Here is a 12,951-nt window from a genome sequence, read left to right as displayed (position 1 = left end):
CTATATACGCTGCTAGCTGCCCTAACTTTAGGTTGCCATCAACTGCATCGCCCCGATCATCGATGCTGAAGCTCGAGAGAATTCTCGTTAACAACGCCTTGCCCTGTGGTCGAAACCAGGGGTAGGGTCACCGCTCGAAGCGGCCCCTCTCTCCCCGATCGGGACATCGGACGACGGCTTCCGGAATTTCGATGAACTTAAGCCGAGGACGCCACCCGACAGAACTCATATTGGCACGTCAACGCACTCACCGTCGCTGTTACACCAAAAATTCCGCCGAGAATTTTCGTTCACATAATGCTTGCCACGTCACATATATGTGTGAGATGCTTCACAAGCAGTTCGCTCGACCGCCAGCGTCCGAACAGTTCGACTTTCGTGCTGAACCATGTTGATCTGCAAAGGAATTCAATTAGATGACGTACGAGCTACCAGCCCCGAAAGGCCCGGTACGAGACGTAGCGTTGCAGGGGGGCTATCTGATCGGATTCTCGGTGCAGGCACTGTTCGGCCTGTTCACGGCAATCCTCCGCAGGCGACTCTCGTTGCACGAGACGATCACTCAGACGCTCTTCATCGGTCGCGTCAGCACTGGTCCGTCGCTGCTCCTCATGATTCCGATCGGTGTCTTCATCGCGGTGTCGGTCGGCGAACTGGCCGGCCGCATCGGTGCCGGTGGCTACTCGGGCGCCGTCGTGGCATTCATCATCGTCGGACAGGCCGCAGCACTGGTGTGCGCGTTGATGATGGCCGGTGTTGCCGGGTCGGCGATCTGCACCGATCTTGGTTCGCGAAAGATTCGCGAAGAGATCGATGCCATGGAAGTGATGGGCATCGATGTGATCGAACGCCTGGTAGCTCCGAGATTGGTTGCGGCAGTGATCGTCTCCCTCGCACTGTGCTCGATGGTGACCTTCGGCGGAGTGATCGCGTGCTATCTGTACCACATCTACGTGCAGCATCTTCCGGCCGGAACGTTCATGGCAACGTTCAGCCAATACGGTCGATCGTCCGACTTCGTCATGGCTTTGGTGAAAGCCGCGATCTTCGGCCTCGCTTCGACTTTGGTGGCCACTTTCAAAGGTCTCCATGCAAAAGGCGGCCCCCGCGGCGTTGCCGACGCAGTCAACGAGGCCGTCGTCATCGCGTTTGCGCTCGTCTTCATCGTGAACACAGTGTTGTCCGCGTTGTACACCGTAATCGTCCCGGCAGTCGGTGAATTCTGATGTCGCTCGTCGATCTCCGTGTTCGAGCCCGTCAAGCGAGCAGACCCCTGCGAACCGCCGGCGACGGCCTCGTCTCCCTCGGTCAGCACGTCACTTTCTACGTCCGCACCATCGCATCGATCCCTTTTGCGCTCACCAAGTACCGCAAGCACGTACTCGGTCAGATCAGCGAGGTCAGCTTCGGCACGAACTCCTTGCTGTCCGGCGGCGGCACCATCGGGATCGTCTTCGCGATGTCGCTCGCCGCGGCAATGATGTTGGGCGTCGAGACTCACCGGGGCCTCGAACTCGTCGGGATGACCTCGCTCTCGGGCATGCTGTCTGCGGTCGCGAACACCCGTGAGCTTGCCCCTGTTGTCGTCGCTATCGCGTTGGCCGCCAAGGTCGGAACGGGTTTCACTGCCCAGATCGGGGCTATGCGCATCTCGGACGAGATCGACGCCCTCGACTCGATGGCGATCAGATCCATCCCCTTCCTCGCGGGTACGCGGGTGATCGCTGCCATGATCTGCGTCATCCCGATCTACATGATCGGACTGCTCGCCAGCTACCTGTCGACCCGACTGGTCGTCGTGTTCTTCAACGGTGCATCGGCAGGTACTTACGACTACTTCTTCCATCTGGCGATCTCGCCGCAGGATCTCCTGTACTCGGGCCTCAAGGCCGTGGTGTTCGCCGCTGTTGTCGCGCTGGTTCACTGCGCGTACGGCTACTATGCCTCCGGTGGTCCGGCCGGCGTCGGGCAGGCAGCCGGGCGCGCGCTCCGGACTGCGATCCTCGCGATCGGAATCCTCGACGTACTGATGACTTTCGCGCTGTGGGGCCTCGTGCCCCAGATCCCGGGAATGGGGGTCTGAGCCGTGGACAGACTCACTACACACACAAAGATCGTGTATGCCCTTCGCGGCGCGATCGCCGTAGTGGTAGCCGTCGCCGCCGCTGTGACAATGGTTCTACGCGGTTCGGGAAACCTCGAGCAGAGCACCGATATCTTCGTCGCTGTTCCAGCCACAGCCGGTCTCATCAGCGGTGAAGCTCCGGTTCGGTACCACGGCGTCAACGTCGGCCGAATCGGCGAAATCGAATCAGGCACCGCCGAATCCGTTGTGCAGTTGCAGATTCAGACCGATGACGCGTCGAAGATTCCCGCCGACGTGGTGGCCCGCGTCGTTCCGCGCACGTTCTTCGGCGACATCTACATGCAGCTCGTGGACAGTCCGAATGAGCAGGGCCAGACGACTCTGTCGGACGGAGACGAGATCCACATGGACGACGGTCCCGAAGCCGTTGCGCTCTACGACGTGTACACCAAATTGGTGGGAGTCCTCACGGCGATGCAGCCCGAGAAGTTGCAGACAGCCCTGACTGCGCTGGGCCAGGCACTCGACGGAAACGGAGCCGAGATCGGTACCACAATAGACAATCTCAGTGCCGCGTCCGGCGTATTGACGCCCGCCGCACACCAATTCCTCGAATCGACACCCGAATTCAAGTCGGTCGTCGACGCGTTGGACCGCGCGACCCCCGACATTCTCGATACCTTGGCAGCCGCCACAACCGTCTCGAACAACATGGTCGCCAACAGAGCGAATCTCGAGTCCTCGATCGGCGCGGCCGCAGTCTTCGCCGCTACCGTCGACGATTTTGTCGTGGAGAACAACCGAAACATCATCACTGTGATCGATTCCGCCGGAAAGATACTCGCAACCACCGCGGCCAATCCCGGAGGACTGCGTTCCACCCTCGCCAATGCCAGTACGTTCGGCGCCGCGGGCGCGCGGGTCTTCGCCACCGGTAAGTTCGACATCACAGCAGTTGCCACGTTCGCCGAACCGCTCCCATACACCGGCGATGATTGCCCGCAGTACGGGGACTCGCGCGGCGCGCAGTGTTCAGGCTCCAACCTGACGCCTGCACAACCCGTCAGTGCCCCGGTCGTGGGCGGCGAAGCCGAAGCGGCCACGCTGCGCTACCTCGAAGATCAGCTACTGGGCGGATCGCCGGAACGCTCGGACACCCCCAACCCGGCAACAACACTGATGTTGGGGCCGATGGTCAGAGGCAATGAGGTGACCGTCCCGTGAAGGTCCGTCCTGGCCAGGTAATTCGGTTGTCACTCTTCTGTCTCACCGGCGTCGCTTGTGCGTCGTTCGTGGCGAACACGTTGTCGGTACCGGTTCGCGGAAGCACCGATTCGTATTCGTTCGAGTTCACCGATGTCGAAGGCCTCAACCCGGGTAACCCGGTCACGATGTCCGGTGTGCGTATCGGCCGCGTGGACTCGGTTGCGTTTGCCGACAACGGCGGCGGCACGAGCAAGGCGATCGTCGACGTCGAAATCGAGTCGCAATATTCCCTCGAGTCGGATGTCCGTGCCGCCGTGCGCTACGGCGACATGCTCGGTGCTCGATATCTGGCACTGACGCAGGACGACAGCGCGACAACGGTATCCGCAAGACAGCTCGAACCAGGTGACACGATACCGCTGGCGCAGACAACACCGCCGATCAACTTGACGGCACTGATGAACGGGTTCAAACCGTTGTTCGCCGCGCTGCAACCCGAGCAGGTGAACACGCTCACGCGAAGTTTTGTCGAAACCTTCAACGGCCAGGGCCAGGCGATGACCACCCTCCTCGACCAGATCGCGACCATGAGCTCCGGCCTTGTCGACCGTCAGGACGTCTTCGCACAACTACTCACGAACATGAACACTCTTCTCACCTCCGTCGACGAACGCCAACCCGAATTGGTCGGTCTGCTGGACGGTTTGAACGATCTGAGTACTTCCGTCGTCGGGCAGAACGATCAACTGGTCTCGCTCTTGGATCAGGGAAACCGAACTGTCTCGTCGTTGGCTCAGATCATGGCCGGGTCGAACGGCGCATTCGGTCAGACCGTGCAACAACTCGAAAGTATCACCGGGAGTTGGATTGCGAGCACCGACGAGTTCAACAAACTTCTCGCCAACCTTCCCCAGTTCGCCGACGCCGCCAACCGGATCGGAAGTTACGGAAGTTTCATCAGCCTGTATCTGTGCAATTTCACTCTGAAGGCAGGCGACATGGAAGCCAACATCTTCGGTCCGACACATTCGCCGGTGTGCTCATGATGTTCCTGGTCAAGCTGATCGACGTGTTCGTCGGCATCATGCTCTTCCTGTTCAAAGGGGATCGCCGTCGCAGCGGTAGCGGCACCGCTCTCGCCCTGGGTAGTCTCGGAATCTTCGTTCTGGTGGTGGGACTCGGCGCCGCCTTGGGCATTCCGAAGCTCTGGTACAACGTACGCACGTCGGCATACACAGCGGAGTTGGCCAATGCCAGCGGGCTTTCCGACACCGATCCGGTTTACGTGGCCGGGGTTCCCGCGGGCCGAGTGGATTCGATCGACCTTGCCGGCGACCACGTCGTCGTCAACTTCCGCTTGGACAAGGACCAGCCTTTGGGAAACCAGAGCACGGCGACTGTCAGGCTCAAGACGGTCCTTGGCAAGCGCTACCTGGAGATCGTGCCGGCCGGAGTCGTCGACGACTCCGATGCGCGGGTCATCCCGCTCTCCCGCACAACCGTGCCGTACAGCCTCGACGACGTCAGCAGTGATGCCACCACTGCGGCCACCGGCGTCGACCTACAGGCGATGGAGTCCATGATGAACACCCTTTCGCAGGTGATTCCAACTGATTCCGATCAGGTGGGCCGGGCTCTGGCCGGAATCAGCGGCGCCTCGGCGGCTTTCGCGCAGAACAGTGAACAGATCGACCAGATTCTCATCATGTCCCGCGAGCTGTCGGACATGGCTGCGGCACAAACCGATTCGATAGTCGGTACTGCGGCCAATGCTCAGACGATCGTTCGTACTCTTGCGATGCGCAAGGACGCACTGACTCAGCTGGTCGACAACCTGACAATCATCATCTCGAAGCTCTCCACCACTTTCGTCGATCGTCAGGACGAGTTCGGAGCCATGACCGACAACCTCGTCGAGGTCACCACCACGCTGAAGAACAACGCAGATCAGATCGACCTGCTGTTGACTCGTCTTCCTTCCGCGCTGCGTTCGGTCACCGATTCCACCGGCACCGGCAATTGGACCGACGTCAACGCGCCGGCCGCCGTGATCCCGGACAATCTGCTCTGCGCGCTCGGCATCATGGAGGGCTGCAAGTGAATACACGAAAAGCCGTCACGGCCATGCTGGTCGTGACCCTGGCGATTGCACTCCCCGGTTGGTACATCTTCGGACGAACGGATCAGTCCAAGACCGTCTACGCCGATTTCAGCTACGTCGGCGGAATCTACGAGGGAAGCAAGGTCACCGTCCTCGGAGTCGGCGTCGGGACGGTCACGTCGGTGGAACCTCGCGGAACTTCTGTTCGAGTAGCGATGTCGATGCCCAACTCCGTGGACCTGCCCGCCGACGCCTCGGCCTATGTCCTTAATCCATCGGTGATCAGCGATCGCCACATCGAACTCGGCCCGGCTTACACCGGCGGAGAGACGCTGAAAGACGGCGACCAGATTCCGATCGAACGTGCCCACTCCCCCATAGATTTCGACGGCTTGATGGGAAGCGTCAGCACTTTGGCCGACGCATTTGCCGGGGATGGGGGCAATCTCGGCGATCTCGTGAGCCGCGGCGCTGCCGGATGGCAGGGTCAGGGCGATCAATTCAACACCGCAATTCGCAACCTCAGCACGGCAACCGGAGTTGTCGGCGCTCGGTCGGAAGACATCGGTGCCCTTGTCGACAATCTCAATACCTTGATGAATGCTCTGGACGCGAGGCAGGTCAGCCTCGACGAACTTGTCGGTGACCTCGGCACATTGGGCGATCAGTGGGCGAACCAGAACATGGACATCTCACAGCCTCTGCAGGATCTGCAGGTGGTCTTCGACCAGTTGAACAGTTTCATGACAACTCACGGCGATGATGTCGGTGCCATAGCCGACAACGTGCGAGTTCTCGGTGACACTCTGGCTGCCAAACAACCCGGCCTCGCAGAGTTCATGGACCTTGTGCCGTTGATGATGCAGAACCTTTCCCAAACAATCGGTCCTGATCAGCGCGGGCGCATTCGGCTCAACGTCTCGACTGCATTGACTCAGTTCGCGGTTGCGAAACCGCTGTGCGACACCTACAAGTTGCCGATCTGCACCGGAGCCGGGTTCACGAATCCGATTTCCTTCCCCCTCAGCACTTCTGATCCGCTCGGAATCGCCTCCGCGATTTCCGGCGGAGCCGTCCCCGGAGGTGGCAATTGACGCGGCAATCGGTTCGAATAGTCGCCGGTATCGTGATCATCGGTGTGGGTTCTGCGGCCGTGTTCGCCTTCGGCGGCTGTAGCGCAGGCATTCAAGACCTACCCCTGGGTCGTTCGGCCGACGGTGATGCGTACAACGTGGCGCTGCAGCTGGCCGGCGCCGACGGCCTGGTGTTGGGGGCAGACGTCCGCAGCGGCCAGAAAGTCATCGGCCGAGTATCCGCGCTGTCCGCCGACGTCGTCGGAGCCGATGTGACACTGAGTCTGGACGCCGCGACGCCGTTGCCGGACAACGTCGAAGCATCCGTCGAACTCCCGTCCGCACTGGGCAACCCGTTCATCAGACTATTGGTGCCGGAGGTTCCGTCCGGCTCGATGCTCAGCGACGGCGACACAATTCCGGAGTCTCGCACCGAGATCGGTCCGCAAGTCGAAAGTGCGCTTGCCACGCTCGGTACGGTTCTGACCGGAAGCGGCATCGATCAACTCGATACCGTGGTGCGCGAGCTGAACACCGCGTTTTCCGGGCGCTCCGGTGAAGTTCGTTCTCTGACCGACACCCTGACCTCGCTCATGGCAGAGGCAAGCAGTCACCGCAGCGAGTTCGACGAGGCCGTCGACCTCGCTGCCCGGGTCTCCTCCCAACTGGCCGGCCAACGCGACGTCGTCGACAACTACCTCGATTCCGTTCCACAGGTGGTGTCGATTCTCGTGGGACAGAAGGATCAGCTTGCAAGCCTGTTGAACTCGACCGTTCAGCTCGCCACCAACGCAAACACCATCCTCGACTCGTCACCCGACGGCCTCGACGCGATGCTGCACGATGCGTCGACCGTTGTCGGGACTCTGGATTCGTTCAATTCGGAGATCGGTCAGACACTGGCGAATATGAACGGACTGCTCGAGAACTTCACCAGTGCAGTCCAAGGTGACTACCTCGTTTTCGACGGCGCCCTGGATATTCCGGGAACGATCGACAAGCTCTGGAGCGGCGGGATGGCCGGTCAATCGATCACACCGGCGGGAACTCTCACCGATCTACTTCAAGGAGGTCTGCGTTGAGTCGCCTTGCGCTTGTTCAACTTGTCCTGTTCGCTCTGATCGCTGCTGTGGTAATCCCTTTCGGAATCGTCTACGTGGTCGGCCCTCAGGGTTTCGGTGGCCAAATCCGGCTGCACGCCAACATGTCCGACGCCTTCGGGCTGACCAAGGGCACGGTCGTCACGTATCGCGGCGTACAGGTGGGGAAAGTGAGTGAAGTCGAACTCGACGCAGGCACCCGCTCGGCTCGGGTGGAACTCTCACTCAACGACAACACCGAGATACCTACCGACAGCGTCGCCAAGGTGACGATGGGGACCGCAGCCGGAATTCAGAATGTCGACATCTATCCCAACACAGACCACGGCCCGTATCTTCGGGACGGCGACGAAATCGCCATGCCCGCGGATCAGCAACCGGTCCAGATGAGCCAGTTGATGCTTCAGGCGTCCGGTGTCCTGGAAGGGATTGATCCGCAAGCGATCAGCGACATCGGGACCGAACTGGGAAATTCGTTCAACGGGCTCGGCCCGAGCTTGGCGACGATGATCGACAACGGTGGGACCATGTCCGCGCAGTTGAACGACCAGTCGGCCGAACTCGCCGCGCTGCTGTCGCGAACCTCCACGTTGGTGGACTCCATGGCGACACAATCGGATTCGTTCGTCCGAGGAATGGCAGCTGCCAAGAACTTCACCGAACAACTCGAATCCAACGCTCCGGTGCTGATCTACCTCACCGATCATTCGCCCGCCGCCCTGAACAGCGCTCAACAGTTGTTCGACAAGTACCACAACACTTTCGGAGCGGTCCTGGCCAATCTCGTCACTGTCGCACCGATCATCTCCGACCGCACAGACGCCCTCGAAACCGGACTTGTCACGATTCCTGAAGGTCTCGCCAAACTGGCATCCATCGTCAAAGGCGATCGCGCCGACTTTGCCTTGGTTGCCACACAGGGGCCGGTCTGTAACTACGACACCCCTAGGCGTGAGGTCGGCGATCTGTCTCCCACCAGTCCAAGTCTGGCGATGTACTGTCCCCCCGCCGACGACCTCGTCCAACGCGGAGCACAGAATGCTCCCCGCCCGAACGACCTCGGATTGCAGAACTCGACGGTCCCCGGTACGCCGATCGGACCGCCCGTCGTCGCAGATCCGATTCTCGTCCCCACCGGAGTCGACGCCCTGAACTACTGGAGATTGATGTTGGAAGGACTGGGAAATGGCACACGGTGACAACGCACTACTCGACGAGGCTCAAGCCGAGGTGGCCGAACATCCGACTTCTCCGTCGCTACTTCGCCGCCTCAAGGAGCCACGCAACGCACTGATCTCACTCATAGCGGTAGCGCTGGTCGCAGCATTGGTGGTGCTCGGATTCCAGATGTACTCGGCGAATCAGGAAGACACGCTGCGGCAGGAGGCTTTGGACACCGCGCGGGATTACTCGACCATCATGTCCTCCTTCGACTATCAGAACCTCGATGCCAACAAAGACAGCATCGCCTCGATGTCGACCGACGAGTTTGCCGGCACCTACCGAACGATGGTCGATTCACTGCGCGAAGTCGTCGCCGGGGGGCAAGGCCAGGCGAGCGCAACGGCGACAGACGTCGGCATCGAATCGCTGGACAATTCGTCGGCCAAGGTGCTCGTGTTCGTCGACCAACAAGCGAAGACTGTCGCAGCGCCAGAGGGAAACACACAGAAGTACCGCATGGTCGTGTCCCTGGTCCGCTCGGACGACCGGTGGCTCGTGAGCAACGTCGAGACCAAGTAACTCACCACGCGCGGAGGAAGATCCATGCCCACTCACTACCTGGATTCGGAAAAGTCCGAGTCGTCTCTTCGGACCGATCAGACACGCATCACCATCACGGCGGAGCGTAGGCGGTGGGCACGTAAACCCGCACACATCACCGACGCACTCGATTTCTGGTCGTTCGCCGGAGCCGCTGCCAACGTCATCCTGCAACTCGGTTGGCCCGAGGTGGCGTACGGCGTCATGGAGAGCAAGGTCGAATCTGGTGCTCTGACAGCGCATCCGTGGAAGCGCGCACGAACCACAACGCAGTACCTGACGGTCGCGATCCTGGGCAACGAGGAAGAGCGAAAGGCCTACCGCGAGGCTGTGAATTCGGTACACCGACATGTGAAGTCGGATGCGAACAGCCCGGTCAAGTACAACGCCTTCAATCGCGAACTCCAATTATGGGTTGCTGCTTGCCTGTTCATCGGTTTCGAAGACAGTCATCAGTTGTTGCACGGCAAGATGTCGGAAGAACAGGCGGAGTCGTTCTATCAGTCCGCATCAACTTTGGGAACGACACTGCAGGTCACCGAAGAGATGTGGCCGGCCACACGCGCAGACTTCGAGCGCTACTGGAACCTCGGTTGCGAACGCGTCGTGATCGACGAACGCACCAAGCAGTATCTGATCGACCTGGTCAATCTACAGATGATCGCTTGGCCGATACGCCTGGTATTCCGAAACTTGTTGCGGTTCCTGACGGTCGGATTCCTTCCACCGATCTACCGCGACCAACTCGACCTCGAGTGGACCGAAGACGACCGCCGCCGGTTCGAACACCTCTTCATTTTCGTGTCGTTCGTCAACAGGTTCATCCCACGCTCCGTTCGTCAGGCCGGCAACACCATACAGATGCGCGACATTCGTCGTCGGATCAAGGCGAGCAAGAATCTCGTCTGAGCCAGCAGCGCGTAATTCGTTTTCAATTCTGCTGCCCCACAGGTAAATCGGGGCGGTCGGTCGACAATAGATCGCGGTTCGACACAGCCTCCTGTGTGACCAGAACTGGGGCCGGAAATCGACAAAACCGGCCGATCGAGCGCCACATTCGCCACATACCGACGCCATCAAGACGCATTTCCAGTGACTTGCATCACACTTTATCTCGATTATGTAACGCCGAGAGAGGTGGCATATCGCCACGCCACCTGGGAAAACACTCTTTGATGCATTTCTGTTGCACAAACATGCGTCGACACGCCGACCCGTGACCAATCCGTAATCATCTCTTATGGTTGGTGACAGCCCGATCAACCGGGCATTACCGAATCGCCACCGCCCGTCCCACCCCGCGGTTCGGACTCGACAACATTCCTAGTGGTGGGAGCGGAGCTGAGACGGTCACCGTCCTCCGTCGGCGGGACTCGAGAGGATTTACCAAAAATGACCAAGACCACCGTTACCCGTGCCCTTGCCTCTGTCGCCGCAGCCGGAGCCCTCGCAGCCGGAGCCCTCGGACTGAGCGCCGGCACCGCATCCGCAGCCACCCACGACTGGTCGGGTGTCGCAGAATGCGAATCTTCGGGCAACTGGGCCGCGAACACCGGAAACGGCTACTACGGCGGGCTCCAGTTCAGCCAGAGCACGTGGGAAGCCTACGGCGGAGCCGGCAGTGCCGCCAACGCCAGCCAGGCAGAACAGGTCCGCGTCGCGGAAAACGTCCTTGCCGGTCAGGGTGCCGGCGCGTGGCCGGTTTGCGGACAGTACCTCCGCTGAGCCCAGCCCAAGTAGTGCGTCACTGCCCGGTGTTCGTCGAGAATTCGACGGCCCGGGCAGTGTTGTACACCGATACCTATTTCCCACCACCATTACTGTTGAAAGATGTTACAGCGGTGCGTGATCCGTCGGGATGACGCGGTGCGAGCGAGGTATATCGACTCGCCTTCCGATCCCCCATCATCCCGCGAAGAATTATCGACAACCTTTGGAGCATCCTTCTGAACCGGTTGCGAGAACTGACCGGCGCAGCCGTAGACGCGTACGGGATGGGCTCCTTGCGCACGTAGTGCTCCATAACCCCAGTTTAGCCGTGTTTCGATGCCGAAATGCTCGAATACGGCGATGCCTCGCGGCCCTCATGGTGCCCGAACAAAATGTTCCAGCGAACTCGGTGATCCATCCTTGACCAGGCGTGCAAACCGGTCGGGTAAATCGCGTGGCCCGAACACTTCTCGACCATTGTGTGACAGAAGGCGGTCAACGCTCCACCACTCGAAGTGCTCGACCAGCTCGGCGGCCAGCGCTTCGCGCCCCAACGACCCACAGGGCTCGAATGCGGCCGCTACCGGCACGAGGAAGTAGTCGTTGATCGCACCGTCCCAACCCGGCAATATCGTCGGATCATGGATCTCCTCATGCCACACATGGGTGGCGTCGCCGTAGTCACGCAAGCCGATCTCCTCGTCCAATTCGCGCGCGAGCGCCTCGGGCGGGGTTTCGTCTCCTTCCAAGCCTCCGCCCGGAGGACACCAGACCGTCAGCCCGCCCCCGGGTGCGATGAATCGGTACAGCAGAAGACGAGACTGGTCGTCAACGACCAACCCCCTGGCCGAATGCCTCAGACGCATGAGTGCCACTGTAAGTCAGCAGGTCAGGCCACAACGGCCAACTCCGGCAGTCCGGCAACCACAACCGCGAGGTTGTAACCCGACATCCGCAGTTCTCCGTTGTCCCCGGTTCTCGCGTACTCCGCATGACCGAAAGCCCGCTCGTGCTTGACACCGTCCGGGGTGATCCCCTCGGCCGTGGACAATCGGTGGAACTCGGTGCGTGTCGGATCGCCACCGAAACGGCCGAACCCCGCGATACTGTCGCCTTCCGCTTTCATGACGTAGACGTGGCGGTCGGCGATACCGAGGTCCGACTCCACCTTGGCCCGCACGCCGGGTGAACCGTAGAACACCACGTCGTCGACCGCTGCGCTTGCCCCGCGTTGCAGCGCAAGAGAAGTCGCGAGCGATCCGTAGGAGTGACCCAACGCGGTGATATGGACTCGGTCGTTGACCGACGCAGCACGAAGACCGTGAAAGAAGCTACCCAATGCGTCGGCGGCTATGCCTGCCTTGGACGATCGACTTACGTCGAAGCTGGCCCGACCGATGTCGAACTTTCCCGGCCCGATCACCTGTGGCGCGTCGTATCCGATCCAGGCGATGGTGGCCACGCTCTCCTTTCGGCCGGCCAGCTCGAGTTGGCGCATCGCCTCGGCTCGTAATCGTGTTGCCTCGCCGACCATTCCGCGCATCGAGTCCTTGACGTTGGTGTTCAGTCCGGGAATCGTCACGGAGATGTGATCCGCTGTGTCCGGATCACCGATCGCGATTGCCGCGAAGCCGCGTTCACCCGAGCGCATGTCCATGAGCAGTAACCGTCGACAAGGTTCGGCGCGAAACAACTCGTCGAGCGCGTCCAGATCCTCGAGTTTGCGTTCGGCGTACCACTGGCCCGCCCCTGTGTTACTCAGTCTGCCGCCGAAGAACTCACGGTGGAGTTCTTGCGAGATTCGGACTGAATCATCTTGCAGCCGTGCTCGTTCCGATTGAATTCGATCGAGATTGGCAGGACTGCGAACCGCAGAAGGAATTCCATCGAGGTTGGCGATCAGGCCGGGTG

General features: G+C 60.5%; 12 protein-coding genes and 1 pseudogene. 11 read left to right on the top strand and 2 right to left on the bottom strand.

The window, feature by feature from the left end:
• The first annotated feature begins 416 nt into the window (after positions 1-416).
• The 11 genes and pseudogenes from AC1DWA_RS02670 to AC1DWA_RS02620 all read left to right on the top strand — a co-directional run.
• Complete coding sequence (locus AC1DWA_RS02670; protein ID WP_046377962.1) at positions 417-1,226, top strand: MlaE family ABC transporter permease; 810 nt, start codon at positions 417-419, stop codon at positions 1,224-1,226.
• Positions 1,226-2,083: an MlaE family ABC transporter permease gene (locus AC1DWA_RS02665; RefSeq protein ID WP_003945491.1), complete on the top strand. Its 858-nt coding sequence runs from the start codon at positions 1,226-1,228 to the stop codon at positions 2,081-2,083. The genes AC1DWA_RS02670 and AC1DWA_RS02665 overlap by 1 nt, the downstream gene beginning before the upstream one ends.
• A 33-nt stretch (positions 2,084-2,116) precedes the next feature.
• A complete protein-coding gene (locus tag AC1DWA_RS02660; protein ID WP_238076902.1) occupies positions 2,117-3,310 on the top strand; it encodes an MCE family protein in 1,194 nt (397 codons plus the stop codon).
• A complete protein-coding gene (locus AC1DWA_RS02655; RefSeq protein ID WP_182261241.1) occupies positions 3,307-4,338 on the top strand; it encodes an MCE family protein in 1,032 nt (343 codons plus the stop codon). Before AC1DWA_RS02660 ends, AC1DWA_RS02655 begins: the two co-directional genes overlap by 4 nt.
• Positions 4,338-5,393, top strand: a complete 1,056-nt coding sequence (locus tag AC1DWA_RS02650; RefSeq protein WP_029537558.1) for an MCE family protein — start codon at positions 4,338-4,340, stop codon at positions 5,391-5,393. The genes AC1DWA_RS02655 and AC1DWA_RS02650 overlap by 1 nt, the downstream gene beginning before the upstream one ends.
• On the top strand, positions 5,390-6,487 hold the full coding sequence (locus tag AC1DWA_RS02645; protein ID WP_182261242.1) for an MCE family protein: 1,098 nt from the start codon (positions 5,390-5,392) through the stop codon (positions 6,485-6,487). The genes AC1DWA_RS02650 and AC1DWA_RS02645 overlap by 4 nt, the downstream gene beginning before the upstream one ends.
• On the top strand, positions 6,484-7,548 hold the full coding sequence (locus tag AC1DWA_RS02640) for an MCE family protein (RefSeq protein ID WP_477846356.1): 1,065 nt from the start codon (positions 6,484-6,486) through the stop codon (positions 7,546-7,548). Before AC1DWA_RS02645 ends, AC1DWA_RS02640 begins: the two co-directional genes overlap by 4 nt.
• Positions 7,545-8,765 carry an MlaD family protein gene (locus tag AC1DWA_RS02635; protein ID WP_021342906.1) on the top strand — a complete coding sequence of 407 codons (1,221 nt, stop codon included), beginning with the start codon at positions 7,545-7,547 and terminating at the stop codon, positions 8,763-8,765. The genes AC1DWA_RS02640 and AC1DWA_RS02635 overlap by 4 nt, the downstream gene beginning before the upstream one ends.
• The gene (locus AC1DWA_RS02630; RefSeq protein WP_477846357.1) at positions 8,752-9,309 is read left to right on the top strand and encodes a mce associated protein mas1a; all 558 of its coding nucleotides are present in this window, start codon (positions 8,752-8,754) and stop codon (positions 9,307-9,309) included. Before AC1DWA_RS02635 ends, AC1DWA_RS02630 begins: the two co-directional genes overlap by 14 nt.
• 24 nt (positions 9,310-9,333) lie before the next feature.
• A complete protein-coding gene (locus AC1DWA_RS02625; protein ID WP_020968478.1) occupies positions 9,334-10,239 on the top strand; it encodes an oxygenase MpaB family protein in 906 nt (301 codons plus the stop codon).
• Between the two features lie 483 nt (positions 10,240-10,722).
• Positions 10,723-11,049: pseudogene (locus AC1DWA_RS02620) on the top strand (transglycosylase family protein); the annotation flags it as partial.
• 365 nt (positions 11,050-11,414) lie between these two features.
• Here the strand turns inward: AC1DWA_RS02620 and AC1DWA_RS02615 are convergent.
• On the bottom strand, positions 11,415-11,906 hold the full coding sequence (locus AC1DWA_RS02615) for an NUDIX domain-containing protein (protein WP_477846358.1): 492 nt from the start codon (positions 11,904-11,906) through the stop codon (positions 11,415-11,417).
• Positions 11,907-11,929: 23 nt separating this feature from the next.
• On the bottom strand, positions 11,930-12,951 hold a 1,022-nt coding region (locus AC1DWA_RS02610), incomplete at its 5' end, for an alpha/beta hydrolase (protein ID WP_477916460.1).

The organism is Rhodococcus sp. P4_F3_2 (assembly GCF_056401335.1).
Note: the sequence above shows the minus strand (reverse complement) of the source record. Positions and strands in the feature narration are given on the sequence as shown.